The following is a 21990-nucleotide window of genomic DNA, read 5'->3' as shown; positions in this document are numbered from 1 at the left end:
TAATTCCTTGCTATGAATGAAAGGGTTATGATGCCGCCTGGAATGGCGATTGTCATCTCCAGGTGGCTAACTTCAATCCGCACCCGTCATCCATCAGGCTGTCGGCGGGCGGTGGACGTACCGCTGCCGTCGTTCTGCAGCATGATGGCGTTTGGGTAGATAAGGATAGATGTGTGAAATTGAGATGGTTGCTTATTTTAGTCGTTTTTCTGGCCGGTTGTAGTTCGAAACATGATTACACCAATCCACCGTGGAACCCCGAGGTCCCGGTGAAGCGGGCGATGCAGTGGATGCCGATCAGTGAAAAAGCCGGCGCCGCCTGGGGCGTGGATCCGCAGCTGATCACGGCGATCATTGCCATCGAGTCGGGCGGTAATCCTGCGGTAGTGAGTAAATCCGGCGCCGTCGGACTGATGCAGCTTAAGCCGTCGACCTCCGGACGCGATGTTTACCGGCGGATGGGCTGGCGCGGCGAGCCGTCGGTCAGTGAGCTGAAAAACCCGGAACGGAATATCTCGATGGGGGCCGCCTATCTGAGCATTCTGGAGAATGGTCCGCTGGCGGGGATCAAAGACCCGCAGGTGATGCGCTATGCGGTGGTGGTCTCCTATGCCAACGGCGCTGGCGCGCTGCTGCGCACCTTCTCGTCAAACCGGCAGGACGCCATCGAGGAGATTAACGACCTCGACGCCGATGAGTTCTTCGAGCATGTGGCGAAAAAACACCCGGCTCCGCAGGCGCCGCGCTATATCTGGAAGCTGCAGAAAGCGCTGGACGCCATGTAACCTTACCTTCGCCCCGCCGGCCTGGCGGGGTCCTAATCCTCTGTGCGCAGCGACGTGATAACGCTAATCGGCGCTATTAACGCTTTATATTCCCGGTAGCGCTCGGGAAGCGATTCCACGCCGTTTACCGCCACGCAGAGCATGGCCGTCGCGTCATCCTCCTGCGCGCCTTTATACGCTAACGTTTCTCGTAACGCATTGATGCAGGCATGGGCGTCATGATGCGAAATGCCGTTGATATCGAGACGAATGGTTTTGCTAATGGCCTCTATCCATAATCCGCCCCACAGAACGCAACCCGAGGGCATGAGCAGGCAACTGAAGATGCTGTAAGCGGTGAGGTCGAGCCAGATAAAGGTCTTACTGGCAACGATAACGCCGAGGGCGACCGAAGGGATGCTGATGGCCAGCATATTCCATCCGCGGCGCAGCGGACTTAAGGCTAAACCCGCACTTGCTATCTGTTCCTGCCAGAGGTTACGTCCGGCGATACTCAGGCAGCAGGGCAGATCTTCATGACACGGCTTTCGCACCGCAAAATGGTCAAATAGTATGCTTTCAATGACGTTCATTTCGTGGTTTGCATAGCGTCCGTTAGCCAAAACCTGCCCGGGCTCCGGGACCCACAGATGCTTATTACTGAGTAAGCTGAACATTGCCAGCTGAATCACCCGGGTCCCTTCTCCGGTCAGCCACGCCAGCAGCCAGGGGCTAACCTCCATCGCGTGCGGCTGGGGCTGAGCCGCTGGCCGCGACAGGATAATCATTATACCAATAGCAATATAGATACCCGGGACGATAAGTATAAAACCGCCGAGAAACAGCAGTGGATGCAGATGCATTATAAAATTCCACATACCATCCCCTCGTTAATCCAGCCTCTGCAGACAAAAGGGATACTTAATAAGGTTGATGATTTTTACATATTCAGCAAATCTTTCGGGAAGCAGGGCGGTTTTACCGATCGCCACGCAATAATCGGCGTTTTCATCGGTCAGGGTATCTGAGTCAGCAATAAGCGTCTCCTTCAGGGTATCAATATAGTGATGAAAGATATTAACGGCGATCCCTTCCCGGTCCAGCCGGGTGGCATTTAAGGTGATGCATAACAGCCACAGCCACCACAGGCCGGAAACCATCCCCATTGTCAGCCAGCTGAACACGCTGGAGTGAATTATCGCCTGATTATCAAAAAGCGTTTTCCAGGCGAGCGCGGCGATCAATAGCAGGGAGGGCGCGGCAATCAATATCATATTCCACGTTTGGTGCGTCGGGCTGAGCCGCAGCCCTTGGCAGTGAGGATCGGTCGCCCAGTGGTTCTTTTCGGCGACGTGCAGAGAAAGCGGCAGATCCTGGTCACTGGATTTTGGTGTAGCGAAATGGTCAAACAGTATTTTTTCCACACAGGTCATTTTGCATTCTGCGTACTGCTGATTGGCGCAGAGTTGAATATTGTCCGCAGAATGGATGAGAGTGACATAGTTTTTTCTTAACAGCCTGAACATGGCCAGCTGAATGACGCTGGTGGCGCTATTACGTAGCCAGGCTAAAAAAGAGGGTGAGATAGAATAGGGCGCCGGAACGGCTGTGGTATTTTCAGTAGGGCGGGTCTTCGCAATAATTATATTTACCAGAATATATATCACTGTGGTGGATAATATATGGTAACCCATAAATGATAACGGATGTAAATTGGTGAGATAGCTAATGACAGGGTTCACTTTTATTCCTTGTGAGCGTCCTAACCTGTTTTCGCCAGCATATTAAGTCCTCTCATCACAGGGGGGCAAGTGAAATAATGGCCTGGCATTTTTAAGTTAATATTAGCCATCAAAGCGTGACGTCACCTGTTAACGAAAGCCTCCGCCGTCACGGGCGGAGGCTTATCTTTACGCTGTCAGTTAAAAGTCGTAGCCCACGGTGGCCATGACGCTGCGCTCTGCTCCCCAGTAGCAGTTGCCGGTGCCGTAGCAGCCGGAAACGTATTCACGATTGCCGATATTGTTGGCGTTGACCTGCACATAAGCGCCTTTCAGCCCCGGCGACCAGACGCCGAGGTCAGCCCGCATCATGGCGTCCATCAGCGTGACCGACGGCAGCCGCGCGGTGTTGGCATCATCCGCCCACTGTTTACCAATGTAGCGGACGCCGGCGCCCAGCGAGATCCCCGCCGGAAACTGATAGCGCGCCCAGAAGGAGGCCATCTGATCCGGGGTCAGCTGCGGCGTGTTGTTGTCGGTACCGTCCTTAGTGTCCTGGAAGCGCAGACGATTCCAGGTATACGAGGCGAGGGTGCTCAGCTGCGGGGTGATCTGGTGGTGCGCTTCCAGCTCAACCCCCTGGGAATGGACCTTACCCGCCGGAATATAGGTGGCGGTGGCGATGTTGGGGTCGCGGGTGGCGACATCCTTTTGCATCAGATCGTAAATCGCGATGCTATAGAGGTCGCTGCTGCCCGGCGGCTGGAACTTCAGGCCGGCTTCGACCTGTTCGGCGGTGGTCGGTTTCAACGGTTTGCCGTCAGCGCCGGGCAGCATCGCCGGGGTAATCGCCTGGCTGTAGCTCAGGTAGGGCGAAAGACCGTTGTCCAGGGCGTACAACAGCGAGGCGCGGCCGCTGATATGGTCGTCTGAACGGCGGTTTGAGGTGCCCAGGGTATCGCTGACCTGCTGGGAAACGATACGGTCATAGCGGGCGGAAACATCCACATGCCAGCGGTCCCAGACCATCTCATCCTGCAGATACAGCCCGGTCTGGTAATAACGGCGATTATTATCATCGCTGTAGGTCACGGTATGCCCGGTCTGGGCGGTATAGCCGGTAAACGGGTTAAGGGGCGCCGCGCCGCCGGCGCCGGTCCACAGATCGTTGCGAAAGCGATGGTATTCAGCGCCGAGGATCAGGGTATGCGCCAGATCGCCAGTATTGAAATCGGCGCGCAGGCGGTTATCGGTTGACCAGCCGTCCAGCGAACCGCGCGAGCCGCTGTAGCCGCGAGCCAGCATGTCGCTGTCATCTATCCAGCCGACCTGGTAGACCTGATCGAGGGAGACGTTGGTGTGGGTGTAGCTTCCCGCGGAATAGACCGACCAGACATCGGTGAACTGGTGGTCAAACTCATAGCTGTAGATCTGCTGGCGGCGCTGATAGCCATCTCCCGGATCGCCCTCGTTGGTGCTGGTGGAGAGCTTACGGCCATTGTGCGCGTAGCGGGTGCCGTCCAGCGGCAAAGAGCCATGATAGCCACCGGAAGGATCTTTTTGCAGATAGGCGCGTAGCAGCAGCGAGGTATCGCTGTCCGGCTGCCACAGCAGGGAAGGTGAAATGGCGTAGCGCTCTTCGCGGGTATGGTCATACTGCGTGTCGCTGCTGCGGGTCATACCGATCAGCCGCCATGCCCACTGCTCATTGATGGCGTCGGTGTAATCGAAGGCCGCGCCTTTGGTATTTTGCGTCCCGCCAGTCAGGCGGACGTGGCCCTGCTGACTGAACTGCGGGCGCTTGGAGGTCAGGTTGACCACGCCGCCCGGCACGCTCTGCCCGTAGAGCGCGGAGGAGGGGCCGCGGATTACATCGACGCGTTCGATAAACCACGGGTCGATCTGCACCACGTTATGGCTGCCGCCGTCGCTCATCAGACGCATGCCGTCGAGGAACAGGTTATCGACGTCGCCGCCGTGGTAGCCGCGCAGGGAGATGGCGTCAAACCGGGTGGCGCCGCCGCCGAAGCTGGAGTAGACCCCCGGGGTATATTCCAGCGCCTGGCTGATGGTATTCGCGCCCTGATCCGCCATCTGCTGGCGGGTGACAACCGACACCGACTGGGCGGTGGTGATTAACGGCTGGTCGGTTTTTGTCGCCCCGAGCGAGGTGCTGGCGCTATAGCCCTCAGTCGGCGCGCTGGCGGATGCCGGCGGGCTGGCCGTTACCACCACCGTCTCTTCGGCCTGCGCGGTGAAGGGAAGTGCGATCGCGAGGGCGCACAGCAGCCCCGGGCGTTTGCGAGAAATAGCCACGTTCATAAGATCATCCTGAACCTGCGCGGTCTGGTACTCCTGTACGCCGCCGCGGGAAAAACGAATCTGTCATTATTCGTTAAAAAGTAATGCGAATTATTATTGTTTGTATTTATGCAATCAAGCGAAAAGGTGATCTGTTCAGCGCGAGGGGATGGAGAAGGGTTTCCCGCGAGCCGCAGAATGGGCCTGCGCGGGACGGTAGTGAGCAGGGAGACCGCTTCCCCCTACCGATTTTGGTAGGGGGCGGCAAAGCGTCAGGAGCCGGTCTTTTGCGGTTCCGCAGGGGCGGGGTCGTTAGCCGCGGGCGCCGCAACAGGTTTGTCCTGCGGTGAAGGCGTTGGCGCCGGACGGGTAGCAGGCAGCGCATCGCAGGGTTTCTCCTGCGGGCAGATCAGATCCAGCATCTTAAGGGTGACGCCGTTGGTCCAGCCAAAGCCGTCCTGCAGTGGATATTCCCCACCGCCGCCACCGGTGCCGGTTGAGCTTACGTCATACTTCTCCACCAGCTTTTGCTTGCTGTCATAGGTATGCTGCACGTTGGTCAGGAAGCGCCAGGTGACCTCCATGGCGATCTTCTGCTGACCATAGTTTTGCAGCCCCTCGACGGCCACCCACTGCAGCGGCGCCCAGCCGTTGGGGGCGTCCCACTGCTGGCCGCTGTTGACGGTGGTGGTGGTCAGCCCGCCGGGTTTGAGCAGCCGCGACTCGGCGGCGGCCGCCACTTTCGTCGCTCGCTCGCGCGACGCGGCATTGACGTACAGCGGGAACAGCGCCGCGGCGGTCAGCTGATTGCGCACCTTGTGGGTTTTCAGATCGTAATCGGTGTACCACCCCTCTTTTTCATTCCACAGGTATTTCTCGATAGCCTGCTGGCGGGCGTTGGCCAGCGCGTCGTACCGGGTAGCGCCGGCGCTGTCCCCCGCTGCTTTACTGGCGCGGGCGAGGGTTTTCTCCAGATGGAACATCAGGGCATTGAGATCGACCGGGATAATCGAGGTGGTGCGAATGGTGGCGAGCTGCTGCGGATTGTCCATCCAGCGGGAGCTGAAATCCCAGCCGGAAGCGGCGGCGGAGCGCAGGTCGCGATAGATCTCGGTGGCCGGACGATTCGGGTTGCTTTTGGCGGTTTTGACGTCGTCAAGCCAGGACTCGGGGCGTGGGGTGTCGTTATCGTCCCAGTAGCGGTTGAGCAGCGCGCCATCCGCCATCCGCACCGCCCGTTTGTCGGCGCTGCCGGGTGCCAGCGCGTCCGCCCCGGCCATCCAGTAGCGATACTCTTTCTCCAGCTGCGGCTGGTAGGTTTTCAGCACCTGGTCGCCATCGTGCGTCGCCAGCAGGCTTACCATAAAGGAGAAGAAGGGGGGCTGCGAACGGCTGAGGTAATAGGTGCGGTTACCGTTGGGGATATGGCCCCAGGTGTCAATTTCCGCAGCGAAGTTGGCGACCATATCTTCGACTTTATCCCAGTGACCGCTTTCGGCAAGACCCAGCATGGTGAAATAGCTGTCCCAGTAATAGACTTCGCGAAAGCGTCCTCCGGGGACCACGTAGGGCTTAGGCAGCGGCAGCAGCGAGTCCCACTTTTCCACCTCGACGGTGCTGCGGGTCAGGACCGGCCACAGGCCGTCGATATGCTGACGCAGGGTTTGCCCTTTGGGCGGCGCATAGGCGTCGTTCTCTTTCGGCAGCGTGAAGTTCAGCTCAACGAAGTGGCGCAGGTCGAAGCTGGCCTGGTTTTTTTGCATCCGGTAATCGGCAAGGATCATCAGCGGATCGCTGTTCGGAATGGCGTCAGCGAACGTTTTCTGATCAGAAAACAGTTTCGCGCTTTGCACATCATTAAACAGCGGACCGAGCAGGATATCGGGTGATTGCGGGATTGGACGGGTTTCTTCAGCCTCTGCGGTCAGCGTCGCCAGGGCGATAAACGCACACCCTAGCGCCAGACGAAGAGCATAAGGCAGGGTAGCGGGGCGACGGGAAAAGGGACTCGTCATGGATTGTTCTCCTTATCATTGCAGATTCATGTGCCACTGCATTTGGCCATCAGAAAACCATAGACGAATATCCGCCGCTGCGCGTGTCGAAGCTAACATTTTGCGCTAAAACAGAGAATTTACCGCTCACCGGTCGCTATCCAGGCGGCACAATTCTGCTCAGTCCAATATTATATCCTTAATTATATAAATGCTGGCTGGTGTTATTTTTGTTGTGAATGTTTCTGGGTAAATAATAAGCGCTATTCGATAGCGGCATCCGAAAAAAGAACGGATGTTTATCTGTAACAATAAGGTTCGTATTTATCGCATTTTAAAAATTGCGCAACGGATGAAGGCTGTGATCTGTCAGGCAAAAATACCGGGATTAATATGACTGAAGCCTGGCAGGATCACATAAATTAAAAAACATAAATAATTAATAAAAAAACATAATGGCGCCGCGCATAGCGGATAAGTAAAAAATGCAGACACTACAGAAACCGGTTTCATTTTGCATAAAGGAGTGGTGTATGTCTGCTGGCGAAAAAATTTCTGTCAGAGAGAAAATAGGTTATAGCCTGGGGGACGCAGCCAGTCACATCGTATTTGACTCGTCTGTGGCTATTCTGGCTTATTTTTATACCGATATTTATGGCCTGCCGCCCGCCGTAATGGGGACGATGTTTTTGCTGGTGCGTCTGCTGGATGCGATTACCGATCCGATTATGGGCGCGATTGCTGACGCCACCTCAACCCGCTGGGGCCGCTTTCGCCCCTGGCTGTTAGCGATCTGCGTGCCCTTTGCGGTGAGCTGCGTGCTGGTGTATTCCATTCCCTCCTTTTCCGACTCCGGAAAAATTGCCTACGCCGTGGCGGCTTATATATTTATGACGCTGATGTATACGGCGATTAATATTCCGTACTGCTCGCTGGGCGCGGCGCTGACCTCCGATCCGCGCGAAAGCCTCTCGCTGCAGTCCTGGCGTTTCGCTATCACCCCAATCGGCGGCGCGCTCGGTACTGCGTTTATTTTACCGCTGGCTGATTTTCTCTATCCCGGCGATCGCGCGACCGGTATTCAGGTCTCGATGGCCCTGTTTGGCGTTATCGGCTGCCTGATGTTTATCACCTGTTTCGCCACGACTAAAGAACGCGTGCAGCCGATTAAAGAACAGAACCTGAACATCGCGCGGGACGTGAAAATACTATTTCGTAACGATCAGTGGCGTATTCTTTCCGTTTACAATTTTATGATGCTGATCGCCGTGGTAATTCGCGGTGGCGCCGTCGTCTATTATGTTAACAGCGTCCTGCATAAAGGCGCCGACGTGATTACCATATTCATGCTCGGCGGTATGTTTGCCTCCATGCTGGGTTCGGTGCTGGCCAAGCCCTTTGGGACGCGCTTTTGTAAGGTCCGATTCTCTTTCTGGATTAATCTTCTCACCGCCGCGCTGGGCGTGGTCTGCTTTATCGTCCCGGTACAATATTGGATTGCGGTGCTCGGCGTGCATATTCTGATTTCTATCATTCAGGGCGGCAACGGCGCGTTGCAGTGGTCGATGATTACCGACGTGAATAACTATGGCGAATGGAAAACCCAGCGGCGTATTACCGGTATGAATGTCGCAGCAAATATCTTTGTCATCAAGCTGGGCGTCGCCGTCGGCGGGGCCATCCTCGGCTGGATATTGGCCTATTTCCATTACGCCGCTAACACCACGGTGCAGTCGGCTTCAGCGGTGCAGGGCGTGGTGCTGTTGTTTACTCTGGTCCCTTCCGTGTTTTATGTGCTTACCGCCGTCTCGATTAAATTCTACGGCTTAACGGAAAACAGAATGAACGGCATCGTTAATGATTTAAAACACGGCACTTTCGCCGAATCCTGATTATTCCACGCTGTATTAAGAGGGCTATGCAGGTAATTCCCTGGATAGCCCGGCTATACCCTGGATGAAACATATAACAATGTAATTAGGGATGTTAATAATGAAAGTAAACTATATGGCTCTGATTATGAGTGGTCTGTTCTCCTCTGGCCTTTGGGCCGCGACGAATAATCACCCGACGGATATTGAAAAACGTTTAGCGCAGCTGGAACAGCGCGTAATAAATGCTGAGCAACGAGCGGCCGATGCGGAAGCGAAAATCCAGACCTTAACCCGACAGCAGAGCGTGGTGGCGAAAAGCACGCCAACTGTCAAAGTGGAGTCCGCCGAGCCCGTGGCACCGGGCGCGGAGCCGACAACACTAACGCTGTCCGGCTATGGGGATATCAAATTTTATGGTGATGTCGAATTTAACATGGATGGCGCCAGCAGCAGCGGGAGCCTGACTTCGGTAAAAACCACGGCAAATAAAGACTGGGCGCCGGGCAATAATGAACGCTGGGATATTAATGGCCGCCTGCTGTTAGGTTTTGACGGCATGCGCAAAATGGATAATGGCCGTTTTGCTGGTTTTTCCGTCCAGCCGCTGGCCGACCTGAACGGCAAAATGAATCTTGATGATGCGGTATTCTTTTTTGGCCAGGAGAACGACTGGAAGGTGAAGGTTGGTCGTTTCGAAGCCTACGATATGTTCCCGTTGAATCAGGATACGTTCGTGGAATACTCCGGGAACACCGCCAACGATCTGTACAGCGACGGTTACGGCTATATTTACATGATGAAGGAAGGGCGCGGTCGGAGCAACAGCGGCGGCAACTTCCTGATGAGCAAAACCCTTGATAACTGGTATTTCGAACTGAATACCCTGCTGGAGAACGGCAGCACGCTATTCCAGGACCAGCAGTATCATGGCACCGCACTGGAAAATGAGAAAAATGTGGCCTATTTGCGCCCGGTTATCGCGTGGAACAGCGGGCGCTTCTCCACTGCCATCGCCATGGAAAGCAACGTGGTAAATAACGCCTATGGCTATCACGATGCGAAAGGACGCTGGGTCGACCAGTCCAGCCGTACCGGCTATGGCTATACGATGACGTGGAATGGGCAAAAAACCGATCCGCAGGACGGCGTGGTGACCAACCTTAACGTCGCTTATATGGATGCCGAAGATGAGACTGACTTTACCGCGGGCGTTAACTCCCTGTGGCACGGTTTTGAGCTGGGCTACATTTACGCGCATAACAAAATCGACAGCTTTAACACCGCTGATTTTATCGCTAACTGCGACGATAATTGCTGGATCGCCGATCCGGGCAACTATGATATCCACACAATCCATGCGTCGTACCTGTTTCCGAACGTAATGAATATGAAGAACTTCAACATCTATCTTGGGGCCTACGCATCATGGATTGAATCCAACCCAAACAACGGCGACGGCCAGGAAGACTCCCGCTATGGCGGCCGGCTGCGCTTCAAGTATTTCTTCTGAGCAACACAGAGCCTGCACAGCGCAGGCTCTGTGCTATTCAGCCGCCTGTCGCTACGCGGCGTGGCTCGCGAAGCCTCAGCGTCCCGTGAATCCACTTGCCCCAAACTGGTGCGTTTAACGCTAAAAACCGCCCACAAATAAGCAAAGTGTCTGGTTGTTTTTTTGATCAACTCAAAGCCATGGCCTCACAGCGTAACGCTGCGCCGACGCGCTGTGTGACCTGGCATAATTAATGCTTATCTCTTATCGGGATTACCACAAAGTGAGTACAACCGGAGGAGACGGCCATGATAAAAATAACGCTTCCTGACGGGCATTATTATGACGAGATGCTGACCTCCCAGGGTGAGCAGCGGCCGCACTATAATGCCTGGTGGCAATGGTTTCGCAACACCGATCAATTCTCTATCCGGCAGAAAAAAGCGCAAGCGGAACTGCTTTTTCACCGTATCGGCATCACCTTTAACGTGTACGGCGAGGATGAGGGAACCGAGCGGCTGATCCCGTTTGATAGCGTGCCGCGGATCATACCCGCCGGGGAGTGGCAGCGCATTGACCGCGGCATTCGCCAGCGGGTGAAAGCGCTGAACGCTTTCCTCTATGACATCTATCATGAACAGAATATCCTGCGTGCGGGGCTGATACCGGCCGAGCAGGTGCTGGCCAACGAGCAGTATCAACCGTGCATGCAGGGCATCAACCTGCCAAACAACACCTATGCCCATATCACCGGCGTCGATATGGTGCGCAATAACGACGGCCAGTACTACGTGCTGGAGGATAATCTGCGCACGCCGTCCGGCGTCTCCTACATGCTCGAAAACCGTAAGATGATGATGCGCCTCTATCCGGAGATGTTCGAGCAGCATCACATTGCGCCGGTGGAGCGCTACCCGAGCTACCTCCTGCAGACCCTGCGCGAAAGTTCGCTGGTGGATGATCCCTGTGTCGTGGTGATGACCCCGGGTCGCTTTAACAGCGCCTACTTCGAGCACAGCTTCCTGGCGCAGCAGATGGGGGTCGAGCTGGTGGAAAGCGCCGATCTGTTTATTAAAAACGGCGCGGTGTATATGCGCACCACCGAGGGGCCGCGGCGGGTGGATGTGATTTATCGCCGCATCGACGACGCCTGGCTCGACCCGCTGGCCTTCCGCGCCGATTCGATGCTCGGTGTCCCGGGGCTGCTGTCCGTCTATCGCGCCGGCGGCGTAGTGCTGGCCAACGCCATCGGCACCGGGGTGGCTGACGACAAATCGATCTATCCGTACGTCCCGGAGATGATCCGCTTTTACCTCGGCGAACAGCCGATCCTCAGCAATATCCCCACCTGGCAGTGTCGGAAAGCGGAGGACCTGCGCTACGTGCTGAGCAATCTGGAGCTGATGGTGGTCAAGGAGGTCCATGGCGCCGGGGGCTACGGCATGCTGGTCGGCCCGCGTTCCACCAAAGAGGAGCGGGAGGCCTTCCGCCAGCGCCTGCTGGCCAATCCGGCCAACTATATCGCCCAGGACACCCTTGCGCTGTCGACCTGCCCAACCTTCGTTGATGAAGGGCTGTCGCCACGGCATATCGATTTACGCCCCTATGTGCTTTCCGGACAGGAGATGCGGCTGGTGCCCGGCGGCCTGACCCGCGTGGCGCTGACCGAAGGGTCGCTGGTGGTCAACTCGTCGCAGGGCGGCGGAACCAAGGATACCTGGGTGATGGAGGATGACGCATCATGCTAAGTCGTACGGCGAGTGAACTGTTCTGGATGGCCCGCTACCTTGAGCGGGCGGAGAGCTACGCCCGGGTGCTGGACGTGACCTGGAAATTATCAATGATCCCCCGCCACAGCCAGCAGTCGCGGGATCTGGCGCTACCGCTGAATTTGTCAATGACCCACGAGCTGTTTCAGGCGCGCCATGCCCGCTTTACCATGAGCAATCTACTCAACTTTTTTGCCCTCGATGGCAACAACCCCTGCAGTATTTACAGCTGCGTGGAGATGGCGTGGAACAACGCGCACGCGGTGCGCGGCAGTCTGTCGGCCGAAGTGTGGGAGAGCATCAATGCCACCCGCATCGAACTGCGGACCCTCCGCCAGCAGGGGCTGGGCGAACTGGGGAGCGACGGCTTTTTCGAGTGGGTGAAAGAGCGGGTGCATCTGTTTCGCGGAGCGGTGATAGGCACGCTGCTGCGCAACGACGCCCTGAGTTTTATCGGTATCGGCACGCTGATCGAGCGCGCGTTCGCCACCACCCAGCTGCTGCTAATTAAGGATCAACAGCTGACCAACGATCCGGACCCGGTGCGCGAATACTACCGGCTGGATACCCTGCTCAATGCGGTCAGCGCCCGCGAAGCTTACAACAGCCTCTACCGCCAGCCGGTCAGTCGCGAAACGGTGATGGAGCTGCTGATCCTGCGTAACGATATTCCACGTTCGCTGCGCGCCAGCATTGCCGACCTGGTGGGCGAACTGGAGAAGATCGCCAACGATCGCTCTTATCAGCCGCTGCGCCTCGCCCATCAGCTCAACGTTGACCTGCGCTTCAGCACCCGTGACGACCTGGCGCAGGCGGACCTGCAGACCACGCTTAACGGACTGCTGGCGAGAATTAACGCCCTGTCCGACAGCATCAGACAAACCTATCTGGAGGCCTTATGAAACTGGTCATCGATCATCTCACCCGCTATGGCTACGATGAAGAAGTGAAGTTTTCCACCCAGTATCTGCGCCTGACCCCGCGCAGCACCGGACGGCAGACGATCACCGCCTGGACGCTGACCCTGCCGGACGGCGCGGCGGTGACCACTACCGACGGCTGGGGTAATGTGCTGCATGTGCTGACGCTGGATAACCCGCATAAAGAGATCACCATCCGCGCCAGCGGGATTGTCGATATCGCCGACGAGGGGGAAGAGACGTGTGATGAAGAGGCCGAGCTGCTGTCGCCGCTGGTTTTTCTGCGCAGTACGCCGCTGACCCGCGCCGATACGGCGATCCGTGAGTTCGCCCAGCGCCTCTATCGTCCCGATGCGGCGGAAGAGAGTTTGAATCAACTGATGGCGGATCTGCTGTTAAGAATGCCATACTCCCCCGGCGCGACCCAGGTCCAGGACTCCGCTGCCGACGCCTTCGCCCGGGCGAAGGGCGTGTGCCAGGATCATACCCATGTTTTTCTCGCCTGCTGCCGGGCGCTGGAGATCCCGGCGCGCTACGTCAGCGGCTATGTCTACAGCGATAACGCCCAGCATGTCGCGATGCATGCCTGGGCGGAAGTGTGGCTCGACGGCCGTTGGCTGTCGTTTGATATCACCAATAATACCCGTCGCCTGAATCAGCATCTGCGGCTGGCGACTGGGCTGGATTATCTCGACGCCTGCCCGGTACGGGGCACCCGGCTGGGCGGCGGCGGGGAGATTATGTTAACCAACGCTGAAGTGCGCGAACACAGCCAGCAGGCGCAGCAGCAATAATACGGGAATAACCGCAATGACCTACTGTGTGGCCATGTGCCTGGCGGATGGACTGGTGTTTGCTTCCGACTCCCGCACCAACGCGGGCGTCGACCATATTGCCACTTTTAAAAAGCTGCACGTTTTCCATCAGGAAGGGGAACGGGTGCTGGTGCTGCAATCCGCCGGCAACCTGGCCACCACCCAGAGCGTGATAAGCCTGCTCAGCGCGCGGATCCGTACCCAGCAGGAGCCGAACCTGATGCAGGTGACTTCCCTCTACGACGCCGCCATGCTGATCGGTAAAACGCTGCTGGAGGTGATCCAGCGCGACAGCAGCAACCAGCAAAACTGCAGTAATACTAACTTCAACTGCAACCTGTTGCTTGGCGGCCAGATCGCCGGCGAAACCCATCGTCTGTTCCATATTTATCCGGAGGGCAACTTTATTGAAGCCACCCGCGACACGCCTTATTTCCAGATTGGCGAAAGCAAGTACGGCAAGCCGATCATCGATCGGGTGCTGACCATCGATACGCCGCTGGAGCAGGCGATGTGCTGCGCCTTGATCTCCATTGACTCGACGCTGCGCAGTAATCTGTCCGTTGGCCTGCCGCTGGATACGCTGCTCTACCGCAGCGGCAGCCTGAGCAGCGCCGGGCAGCATCGCATCACCGACAGCGATCCCTACTTCAACCGCATCCGCAAGGCGTGGTCCGAGGGGCTGTTGCACACCTTCCAGACTCTGCCGGCCTGGACGCCAGCAGAGCGGGAAGAGGAGTAGTTTCTTTGATGCGCTACAACTAACCTCGACGCGAAGATGGATAAGGCAATGGAGCCCTTAAGTGTCCTCGACCTGGCGGTAAAGTTACAGCGGTGTCGAGGCTGCCAACAGCGAGTTTCAACAAGAATGGTGAATTAATTAACGACAGGTCGCACGGATCGTCGGCCGGGCAAGGTGCCGTCGCCGCCCGGCACAAAAGCGACTCTACTGTTTTTGTCCGGCGGGGCTGCGCCTGCACCGGCCTGGATGGACCGGGGGGGCATCCCGTAGGCCCGGCAAGCGCAGCGCCGCCGGGCAATGGATCTGTTTAAACGCCGCCAGCCTGTTGCGCCATGGACGGTATTTTTTGCCGTGCTCAATACAAACGCGCTTTTTGGCAAAGCTAAGTAAATTAAATACTTTGTTATTTAACGTGTTATCTCACATCTTCGGAGGGAATGAGGCAACACGGCAAGGTATCGGAAGTGACGGAAAAGAAGACGGCTGTCTATGTGGATGACCAACAGCGCATCCTGATCCGCCAGCTGGCGCGCAGCTGGCTGTGGCGCAGCGAGCTGCCGACCTGGCTGCTGTTGGTGACGGTTTACGGCGGCTGGTTTGCCTGCGTGGCGGGCTGGCGGACGCTGGGCCTGTTTCCGGCCACGCTGCTGCTGATCTGGTTTACCGCCTGGTATATGTCCTTACAGCATGAGCTGATCCATGGGCATCCCACCCGGCTGGCATGGTTTAACCAGCTGCTGGGGACGCTGCCGCTGGCGGTCTGGTATCCCTATGGCGTCTATCGCGACAGCCATCTTGCGCACCATCGCAACCATCTGCTGACGCACCCCGAGGATGATCCCGAATCGTACTACGTGACCGCGGAAAGCTGGCAGCGCTTCTCAGCCTGGCAGCGCCGCCTTATCCACCTGCGCAATACCTTCTGGGGGCGTCTGCTGCTGGCGCCGCTGATGGATATCGTTCACACCCTGCGCAGCGCGCTGCGGGCTTTCCGCGAGGGCGACCGCCGCGCCATCGCCATGTGGAGCCTGCATCTGTTGCTGCTGACGGGCCTGCTGGCCTGGATGGCGGCGCAGGGTTTTTCCCCGCTGTGGTTTGTGCTGGCGGTGAGTTACCCGGCGCTGGCCCTGACCAAAGTGCGCTCTTTTCTCGAACACCGGGCCGCGGATGACCCGCTGGCCCGCTCGGTGATCAACGAGGCCGGGCTCCCCTGGCGAGTGCTGTTCCTCAATCTCAACTACCATGCGGTGCATCATGACCTGCCAGGGGTTCCCTGGTACGCTTTACGTCAGCTGTATCTGCATCGCCAGACGGCCTATCTGCAGCGTAATCAGGGGTTCCTGGTGCGTGGGTACGGTGAGTGGCGACGCCATTTTAGCCGCCGGGCGGTGGCGGTGAACGCCCATCCGGGCTTTGGCGAGCAGGCGCAGGCGGGAGGAGAACATGGCTGAACGCATGACCTTTCCGATGTATGCCATCCACCGTCAACAGACCCAGGCTCTGTGGCAGGCGGTACAGTCGCTGCTGGCCGAACGCGGCGTGATGGTGGCGGGGGACCCGCCGGCGGATGACCCCGAGGATCTGCTGGCCCACTGGCGCCAGCCGAGGCTGTTGCTGAGTCAGACCTGTGGCTATCCGCTGGTGACCCAGCTGCCGGAGGTGCAGACGGTGGGCTGCTTCCACTACGCCGCGCCCGGTTGCGAAGGGCGCCGCTACCGCAGCCTGCTGGTGGTCCGCGAAGCGGATAGTCACCGGATGCTGGCTGACTTTTTTGGCCGCCGGGCCGTGTGCAATGCCGAGCACTCGCAGTCCGGCTACAACGTGCTGCGCAAAATGGTCGCGCCGCTCTCGCGGGAGGGGCGATTTTTTTCGGCTGTGGTGTTTAGCGGCAGCCATCGGCAATCGTTGCGCGAGCTGCAGCAGGAAAACGCCGATATCGCCGCCATCGACTGTGTGACCTACGCTCTGCTGCAGCGACATCAGCCGCAGGCCCTGGCAGGACTGGTGGCGATCGGCTGGAGCCCGGACGCGCCAGGGCTGCCGCTGATCACTGCCAGCGCCACCCCGGCTTCGACGCTGAACAGCCTGCGCGAGGCGCTCCAGCAGTTAGTGAGCGATGCGCGCTATCGTTCCCTGTGCGACGCCTTGCTGATCTGCGGCTATAGCGATATGTCGCGGGAGGCCTATGCTCCGCTGCTGGCGTGGCGGGATGAGGCCGCGGCGCAGGGAGTCAGCCAGCTATAGGTAAAATGTCCCGGCCAGCGATCTGCGCCGGGGCGGGTCATGGCAGACTACGGCGTCGGCGGTAACGCGGGGCGGGAAGGGGCGGTGAAGCGGTTTGCCACCGCCGGCAGACCGAGCTTTTCACGCAGGGTGCCGGGCGGATAGCGGTCACGCATGACGCCGTTACGCTGCAGAAGCGGCACCACCTGGTCAACAAAGCGGTCAAAGTCTCCCGGCAGCAGCGGGAACATCAGGTTGAACCCATCGGCGGCGCCCGCCTGCCAGGTCTCCGTTAAGGTGGCGGCAATCTCCTCGGCGCTGCCCAGCAGCAGCCAGCTATCAGAACTCTGTAATAACAACTTCCCCAACTCCAGCAGAGTGAGCCGCGGATCGTACTGGCGGATAAGCTTCAGCGCGGTACGGATGCCGTCAAAGCTCTCTTCATCAGGGAGCGGCGGCAGGGGCTGGTCCCTCGGCAGGGCGCTGAGATCCATTCGAAGATAAGAGGAGAGCAGATCGATAGCCATCTGGTCGCTCATCAGCTGTTCGTTAAGCTGCTGGCGGGCCGCCTTCTCCTCGTCGGAGTTCACCACCACCGGCAGGACCCCAGCGATGATTTTGAAATGGGCCGGATCGCGCCCGTGCTGGCGCAGCCGTTGATTCATCTCTTCGCGATAGGCCAGCCCCTCGGCGATCGAGTGAATAAACACGAAGTGCATATCGGACCAGGCGGCGGCCAGCGCTTTCCCTGCTTCCGAAGAGCCGGCCTGCACCAGCAGTGGATGGCCCTGCGGCGGGCGAGGGACGTTGAGCGGGCCGCGCACGCGAAAGTACTCGCCCTGATACTCGAGATGATGCACCTTGTCGGCATCGGCAAATAATCCGCGCGCTTTATCGAAGATCGCCGCGCCATCTTCCCAGGAATCCCACAGGCGAGTGACCACGTCGATGAATTCATTGGCCCGCTGGTAGCGCGTGCCGTGGCGGGGAAGCTGCTCCAGACCGAAGTTTGCTGCTTCTTCTTCCAGCCACGACGTGACCACATTCCAGCTTGCCCGGCCATTGCTGAGCAAATCCAGCGAGGCAAAGTAGCGAGCCAGGTTATAGGGTTCGTTATAGGAGGTGGACGCGGTGGCCATCAGGCCGATATGCTCCGTCACCGCGGCGAGGGCGGAGAGCAGCGTCAGGGGTTCAAGCCGGGCGTTGGCGTAGTGGGTCAGGCCGCTGGGCACCGTATCCCACACCGCGATATGGTCGGCGACAAAGATAGCGTCGAGGGTCGCCGCTTCGGCCTTGCGCGCCAGACTGGCGTAATAGTTGAGGGTAAATATGTCCGCTTCAGGCGCGTCAGGGTGACGCCAGGAGAAACGGTAATCCCCCTGTGGGTTATAAAAGAACAGGTTCAGGATCATGTGTCGGGTAGACATAGCGTGGACTCGCGGCTGAACGCCATCCGTGGCGGAGTGAAGGTCAGTGTTGGGATAGGTTGGCATTAACCCACTGGTCGGCGACGGCCGCTGGATCTTTATGCTGAAGATCTACCTGCTGGTTGAGGGCAATCAGCGTGGCATTGTCCAGTTTGCCGGAGACCTCATTGAGCACGGCGCCGATCTCCGGCGTCAGACTGGCTTTGCGCACCAGCGGCACCACGTTCTGACTCGGTTGCTCATGTTTATCATCTTCCAGAACCACCCATTTCTCCTTCGCCAGATTGCCCTGGGTGGAGACGACCGTCGCGACATCGATTTTGCCCGAATTGAGCGCCAGCCGGGTCAGCGGCCCGCCCATGTCCAGCGATTTCACCGCTTTGAACTCAAGACCATAGACGCGTTTCAGCCCCGGCAGGCCCAGGGCGCGTACCGCCAGCTCCGGCGGTCCGCCGATCACCAGCTGCGGGGCGACGGGCTTCAGGTCGGAGAGGGTGCGCAGATGGTATTTCTCCGCGGTCTCGGCACGTACCGCCCAGGCGGTGATCGAGGTGGCCGGGGCCGGGTTCAACAGAGTGAAATCGGCAGGCAGGACCTGAGCCAACTCAGCGCTGACGTCCTGCTGGCTGGTGGCCTCGGTTTTGCCGTTATAGAAATTGAGCAGGGCGCCAAGATATTCCGGAACGATATCGATCTCACCGCTCTGCAGCGCCGGAATAATAATTTCCCGGTTGCCGAGGTTGAGACGGGTGTTGGCCTCGATATGATTTTTCTTTAGCGCGCTGGCGTAGATGTTGGCGAGAATGGAACTTTCGGTAAAGTTGGCCCCGCCCACCGTGACGCTGGCGGCATAGGTGTAAACGCTCAGGCTGAACAGCCCGGCGGCCAGCAACGAGAGACGAAATCGACGGGCGGTGACGGCCTTGCCAAATAATTGCTTCATAATACCTCTTTTATTTTCAGGTTAATCAGCGCCAGGCGCTGGGGTCATGTCAGTGTCACGCTAATAAGGCGCGGCAATACGGCGATGAACCAGGCGGCCGGCGCAGCGGGCGAAAAGCAGTTCGCCGCCTATCGCCAGCAGGGAAACCACCAGCGAGCCGCCGATCACCTGCGGGATATCCCGTTGCCCGAGTCCGTCGATCAGAAATCGTCCCAACCCGCCCAGACCGGCATAGGCTGCGACCACCGCCGTGGCGATAAGCTGAACCAGCGCGGTGCGCACTCCGGCGAGGATCAGCGGCGCCGCCAGCGGGATCCGCACCTGCCACAGGCTTTGCCAGGGGGTCATGCCCAGCGCGATGGCCGCATCGCACAGCGGGCGGTCGGCGTGATAAATCCCCACCCAGGTGTTAGTGAGAATCGGCGGAATAGAAAGCGCGATAAGCGCCGCCAGCACCGGGATATCGTTAAAGCCAAAAACGATGATGCATAATAAAATCAGCCCTAACGAAGGGATGGCGCGGCCAAGATTAAACAGGTTGATCACCACGAAGGCGCCTTTGCGCCAGTAGCCCAGGGCGATACCAAGCGGCAGGGCAATGGCGCAGGCCACGGCCATGCTGACCAGCACGTAATAAAGGTGTTGGCCCAGGCGCAGCAGGATGCCCTCGTCGCCCAGCCAGTGCTCCGGCTGGGTCAACCAGTGAAAGGTGGCGAGAAGCAGTGTCATCATTTCGTCCACGGCGTTAGCCAGTCGCCGAGACGGGCGATCAGCCCGTCAAAGACCAGCGACAGCAGCAGGCTCAGGACCAGGCTGACGATAATCGGCGTCAGAAAGTCCTGATTAAAACCCGCCAGCAGCAGCTGTCCCAGCCCGCCCTGGCCGATCAGCGCGGTGACGGTGACCAGGCCGACCAGCGTTACCGAGGCAATGCGCAGCCCGGCAAACAAGGAGGGCAGCAGCAGCCACAGCTCGATATCGAAGAAGCGGAATCCCCGGGTGTAGCCGAGCGCCCGCGCCGACTCCAGCGCCGCCTGTGGCAGCTTTTCTATGCCGGCCAGCATGTTGCGCAACAGGATCAGCAACGAGTACAGCGTCAGGCCAATCAGCGAGGTAGTCAGCGACAGCCCGGTAAACGGCAGTAATAAAATAAAGAGCGCCAGCGAAGGAATGGTAAACAGCACGCCGCAAAGGGTGATGAGCGGCTGCGCCGTCGCGGGCCAGCGCAGGGTAATGGCTAACAGGCCGCCGGTGAGCAGGGAGCCGAAAAGTAGCGCCAGTAGGACCATCCGCGCATGCTGCCAGAGGAGATCGCCGATCATCGCGCGGTTATCGATAACCCAGCCCCAGTCAATCATGAGGTCTCACTCCCACCGCGCCGTCGAGCACTTGCTGCAGCAGGGCGTGAGACACCGCCCCCTGGTATTGTCCTTCGCCATCCACATGCACCAGCACGCCGGTCGCCACGTCGAGCAGCGCGCTATAGGCAAAACGCAGGCTGTGGCTGCTGGCGAGCGGGCGCTCCACCGGCAGGGTGAGACCCCGCTGCGGATCAAACCAGTGCAGCGGGCGTCGCTGGCGGTCAAGCACCAGGCGCAGCGGGCTCGCCAGCGGTGGATGGGCGCTGGCGAGCGGCGTTAGCGCTTCGTCGAGCAAGGGGACATCGTGACGCGGCAGCTGGCCGACCTGTATCATGCCCAGCCGCTTCAGATTGGGTTCCGGGCCAATAAAGCGGCGCACGAACTCGCTTGCCGGGTGGGCCAGAATACGGTCGGGGGTATCAAACTGCGCCAGCACGCCGCCTTCCTGGAAAATGGCGATTTTATCGCCGAGACGGATCGCTTCATTGATGTCGTGGGTCACCAGTACAATGGTTTTCTGCAGCCGCTGCTGCAACAGCAACAGCTCGTCCTGGAGGCGTTCACGGACCACCGGGTCGATGGCGGCGAAGGGCTCATCCATCAGTAAAATCGGCGGATCGGCGGCGATGGCGCGGGCGATGGCTACGCGTCCCTGCTGGCCGCCGGAGAGCTGATGCGGATAGCGGTGCAGCAGATGGCTGTCGAGCGACATCAGCGCCACCAGTTCGTCAATGCGCGCGCGGATCCGCGCTTTGCTCCAGCCCGCCAGCCGCGGTACGGTGGCGATATTTTGCGCCACGGTACGATGGGGAAAGAGCGCGGCGCTTTGCATCACGAAGCCGATCTGGCGGCGGACCTGGATAATATCAGCGTCAGCGAGGCGGACGCCCTGAATATAGACGTCGCCGCTGTCGGGAATATCCAGCTGATTAATCATGCGCAGGATAGTCGTTTTTCCGCAGCCGCTCGGGCCGACGAAGGTGCAGAATTCGCCATGATCAATATCCAGACTGAGGTCGCGAATGGCCGGCTGGGCGCTGCCTGGATAGGTTTTGCAAAGATGCGTTAATTTAATCATGGTGGAATTCAACACTCTGAATAATAAAGTCCTGACCCGGATAAAGTGGCGCCGGGATCCTGGCTCAAACTACAGAGCGCCTGCGGGGAGGGCAAATACGTTATTTGCATTTGCATAGTGAAAAGCTGGTTAATCAGTTGCGGTGGAAGAAAAGCCGGAAGGTTGTTTTATGGATTTGTGATCGGCAACACAAATGACTCTCAAGCGGCCACCGTAAAAAATAAATTACCAGGGTTGATTTTAATCAAAGTATGACCGCCTGCGATAGGGCGGAAAAAGCCGTACCGTCCGCCGCACAAGAAAAACTAAATTGTGAATATAATGTTTCTTTTATGTAAATAATGCCTGTGCCCTTTTCCCGCCCGCCGCAGATAAAATGTGATGCCAAACCGACTTGTCGTTAAATAAGGGCGTTGATTACGTCTGCTTTTTATTCTTTACAGCATTAATTTAATTTTCGGCTTTCTTCTCATCCTGACAATGTTGGTCAAATAGCGTGCAAAAGGCGTATTTTTTATCGCCATTTTGCCGTCGATGTTATTGCCATCAATTATTTTTATCCCCGCATT

Annotated in this window: 19 protein-coding genes; 9 read left to right on the top strand and 10 right to left on the bottom strand. The window is 58.2% G+C overall.

Annotated features, from left to right (window positions below):
• Nucleotides 1–173 precede the first annotated feature (173 nt).
• Nucleotides 174–785: a membrane-bound lytic murein transglycosylase EmtA gene (gene emtA, locus GT756_RS15925; RefSeq protein WP_004203299.1), complete on the top strand. Its 612-nt coding sequence runs from the start codon at nucleotides 174–176 to the stop codon at nucleotides 783–785.
• Between the two features lie 32 nt (nucleotides 786–817).
• Here the strand turns inward: emtA and GT756_RS15920 are convergent, their stop codons facing one another.
• From GT756_RS15920 to GT756_RS15905, 4 genes are all read right to left on the bottom strand, one after another.
• Nucleotides 818–1627, bottom strand: a complete 810-nt coding sequence (locus tag GT756_RS15920; protein WP_227524528.1) for a TIGR04222 domain-containing membrane protein — start codon at nucleotides 1625–1627, stop codon at nucleotides 818–820.
• A 27-nt stretch (nucleotides 1628–1654) separates the two neighbouring features.
• Nucleotides 1655–2197 (bottom strand): hypothetical protein, encoded by a 543-nt coding sequence (locus GT756_RS26265; RefSeq protein WP_225983755.1) that lies wholly within the window; start codon nucleotides 2195–2197, stop codon nucleotides 1655–1657.
• 489 nt (nucleotides 2198–2686) lie between these two features.
• Entirely contained in the window at nucleotides 2687–4807 is a 2121-nt protein-coding gene (locus GT756_RS15910; protein WP_080841587.1) for a TonB-dependent siderophore receptor, read from the bottom strand.
• 251 nt (nucleotides 4808–5058) lie between these two features.
• Nucleotides 5059–6801, bottom strand: coding sequence for an alpha,alpha-trehalase (locus GT756_RS15905; RefSeq protein ID WP_160124913.1), 1743 nt, complete (start codon nucleotides 6799–6801; stop codon nucleotides 5059–5061).
• 512 nt (nucleotides 6802–7313) lie between these two features.
• On the opposite strand from GT756_RS15905, the gene GT756_RS15900 reads away from it, so the two are divergent.
• The 8 genes from GT756_RS15900 to GT756_RS15865 all read left to right on the top strand — a co-directional run bounded on the left by GT756_RS15900 (nucleotide 7314) and on the right by GT756_RS15865 (nucleotide 16633).
• A complete protein-coding gene (locus tag GT756_RS15900; protein ID WP_100050725.1) occupies nucleotides 7314–8672 on the top strand; it encodes a glycoside-pentoside-hexuronide (GPH):cation symporter in 1359 nt (452 codons plus the stop codon).
• 100 nt (nucleotides 8673–8772) lie between these two features.
• On the top strand, nucleotides 8773–10164 hold the full coding sequence (locus GT756_RS15895) for a carbohydrate porin (RefSeq protein ID WP_080935553.1): 1392 nt from the start codon (nucleotides 8773–8775) through the stop codon (nucleotides 10162–10164).
• Nucleotides 10165–10451: 287 nt separating this feature from the next.
• Nucleotides 10452–11891, top strand: coding sequence for a circularly permuted type 2 ATP-grasp protein (locus tag GT756_RS15890; protein WP_085845987.1), 1440 nt, complete (start codon nucleotides 10452–10454; stop codon nucleotides 11889–11891).
• Entirely contained in the window at nucleotides 11885–12814 is a 930-nt protein-coding gene (locus GT756_RS15885; protein ID WP_002910835.1) for an alpha-E domain-containing protein, read from the top strand. Before GT756_RS15890 ends, GT756_RS15885 begins: the two co-directional genes overlap by 7 nt.
• Entirely contained in the window at nucleotides 12811–13626 is an 816-nt protein-coding gene (locus tag GT756_RS15880) for a transglutaminase family protein (protein ID WP_017900188.1), read from the top strand. Before GT756_RS15885 ends, GT756_RS15880 begins: the two co-directional genes overlap by 4 nt.
• Nucleotides 13627–13642: 16 nt before the next feature.
• Nucleotides 13643–14389, top strand: a complete 747-nt coding sequence (locus GT756_RS15875) for a proteasome-type protease (protein WP_049093377.1) — start codon at nucleotides 13643–13645, stop codon at nucleotides 14387–14389.
• 464 nt (nucleotides 14390–14853) lie between these two features.
• Complete coding sequence (locus GT756_RS15870; protein ID WP_072140489.1) at nucleotides 14854–15840, top strand: fatty acid desaturase; 987 nt, start codon at nucleotides 14854–14856, stop codon at nucleotides 15838–15840.
• Entirely contained in the window at nucleotides 15833–16633 is an 801-nt protein-coding gene (locus GT756_RS15865; protein WP_004203279.1) for a phosphate/phosphite/phosphonate ABC transporter substrate-binding protein, read from the top strand. The genes GT756_RS15870 and GT756_RS15865 overlap by 8 nt, the downstream gene beginning before the upstream one ends.
• 47 nt (nucleotides 16634–16680) lie before the next feature.
• On the opposite strand, the gene GT756_RS15860 is transcribed toward GT756_RS15865, so the two are convergent.
• The 6 genes from GT756_RS15860 to GT756_RS25925 all read right to left on the bottom strand — a co-directional run bounded on the left by GT756_RS15860 (nucleotide 16681) and on the right by GT756_RS25925 (nucleotide 21981).
• Complete coding sequence (locus GT756_RS15860; RefSeq protein WP_223171748.1) at nucleotides 16681–18024, bottom strand: LLM class flavin-dependent oxidoreductase; 1344 nt, start codon at nucleotides 18022–18024, stop codon at nucleotides 16681–16683.
• A gap of 58 nt (nucleotides 18025–18082) precedes the next feature.
• Nucleotides 18083–18982: an ABC transporter substrate-binding protein gene (locus GT756_RS15855; protein WP_032456285.1), complete on the bottom strand. Its 900-nt coding sequence runs from the start codon at nucleotides 18980–18982 to the stop codon at nucleotides 18083–18085.
• 60 nt (nucleotides 18983–19042) lie between these two features.
• Complete coding sequence (locus GT756_RS15850) at nucleotides 19043–19711, bottom strand: ABC transporter permease (protein WP_004203269.1); 669 nt, start codon at nucleotides 19709–19711, stop codon at nucleotides 19043–19045.
• Nucleotides 19711–20340 (bottom strand): ABC transporter permease, encoded by a 630-nt coding sequence (locus tag GT756_RS15845; RefSeq protein ID WP_004203268.1) that lies wholly within the window; start codon nucleotides 20338–20340, stop codon nucleotides 19711–19713. Before GT756_RS15845 ends, GT756_RS15850 begins: the two co-directional genes overlap by 1 nt.
• Nucleotides 20333–21421, bottom strand: a complete 1089-nt coding sequence (locus GT756_RS15840) for an ABC transporter ATP-binding protein (RefSeq protein ID WP_049093375.1) — start codon at nucleotides 21419–21421, stop codon at nucleotides 20333–20335. Before GT756_RS15840 ends, GT756_RS15845 begins: the two co-directional genes overlap by 8 nt.
• 437 nt (nucleotides 21422–21858) lie before the next feature.
• Nucleotides 21859–21981, bottom strand: a complete 123-nt coding sequence (locus tag GT756_RS25925) for a hypothetical protein (RefSeq protein ID WP_228708535.1) — start codon at nucleotides 21979–21981, stop codon at nucleotides 21859–21861.
• Between the last annotated feature and the right edge of the window lie 9 nt (nucleotides 21982–21990).

The sequence above is a fragment of the Klebsiella sp. Q2 genome (assembly GCF_009900705.1).
Lineage (GTDB): Bacteria > Pseudomonadota > Gammaproteobacteria > Enterobacterales > Enterobacteriaceae > Klebsiella > Klebsiella quasipneumoniae.
The sequence above is the reverse complement of the archived record's forward strand: the minus strand, read 5'-3'. Positions and strand labels throughout refer to the sequence as shown.

Excerpts from the sequence above, each read along its gene's own strand:
- GT756_RS15860 (WP_223171748.1), bottom strand. The coding sequence starts at position 18,024 with ATGATCCTGAACCTGTTCTTTTATAACCCACAGGGGGATTACCGTTTC.
- GT756_RS15890 (WP_085845987.1), top strand. The coding sequence starts at position 10,452 with ATGATAAAAATAACGCTTCCTGACGGGCATTATTATGACGAGATGCTG.
- GT756_RS15875 (WP_049093377.1), top strand. The coding sequence starts at position 13,643 with ATGACCTACTGTGTGGCCATGTGCCTGGCGGATGGACTGGTGTTTGCT.
- GT756_RS15900 (WP_100050725.1), top strand. The coding sequence starts at position 7,314 with ATGTCTGCTGGCGAAAAAATTTCTGTCAGAGAGAAAATAGGTTATAGC.
- GT756_RS15920 (WP_227524528.1), bottom strand. The coding sequence starts at position 1,627 with ATGCATCTGCATCCACTGCTGTTTCTCGGCGGTTTTATACTTATCGTC.
- GT756_RS15840 (WP_049093375.1), bottom strand. The coding sequence starts at position 21,421 with ATGATTAAATTAACGCATCTTTGCAAAACCTATCCAGGCAGCGCCCAG.
- GT756_RS15905 (WP_160124913.1), bottom strand. The coding sequence starts at position 6,801 with ATGACGAGTCCCTTTTCCCGTCGCCCCGCTACCCTGCCTTATGCTCTT.
- GT756_RS15845 (WP_004203268.1), bottom strand. The coding sequence starts at position 20,340 with ATGATTGACTGGGGCTGGGTTATCGATAACCGCGCGATGATCGGCGAT.
- GT756_RS15855 (WP_032456285.1), bottom strand. The coding sequence starts at position 18,982 with ATGAAGCAATTATTTGGCAAGGCCGTCACCGCCCGTCGATTTCGTCTC.
- GT756_RS15865 (WP_004203279.1), top strand. The coding sequence starts at position 15,833 with ATGGCTGAACGCATGACCTTTCCGATGTATGCCATCCACCGTCAACAG.
- GT756_RS26265 (WP_225983755.1), bottom strand. The coding sequence starts at position 2,197 with ATGACCTGTGTGGAAAAAATACTGTTTGACCATTTCGCTACACCAAAA.
- GT756_RS15885 (WP_002910835.1), top strand. The coding sequence starts at position 11,885 with ATGCTAAGTCGTACGGCGAGTGAACTGTTCTGGATGGCCCGCTACCTT.
- GT756_RS15910 (WP_080841587.1), bottom strand. The coding sequence starts at position 4,807 with ATGAACGTGGCTATTTCTCGCAAACGCCCGGGGCTGCTGTGCGCCCTC.
- GT756_RS15895 (WP_080935553.1), top strand. The coding sequence starts at position 8,773 with ATGAAAGTAAACTATATGGCTCTGATTATGAGTGGTCTGTTCTCCTCT.
- GT756_RS15850 (WP_004203269.1), bottom strand. The coding sequence starts at position 19,711 with ATGACACTGCTTCTCGCCACCTTTCACTGGTTGACCCAGCCGGAGCAC.
- GT756_RS15880 (WP_017900188.1), top strand. The coding sequence starts at position 12,811 with ATGAAACTGGTCATCGATCATCTCACCCGCTATGGCTACGATGAAGAA.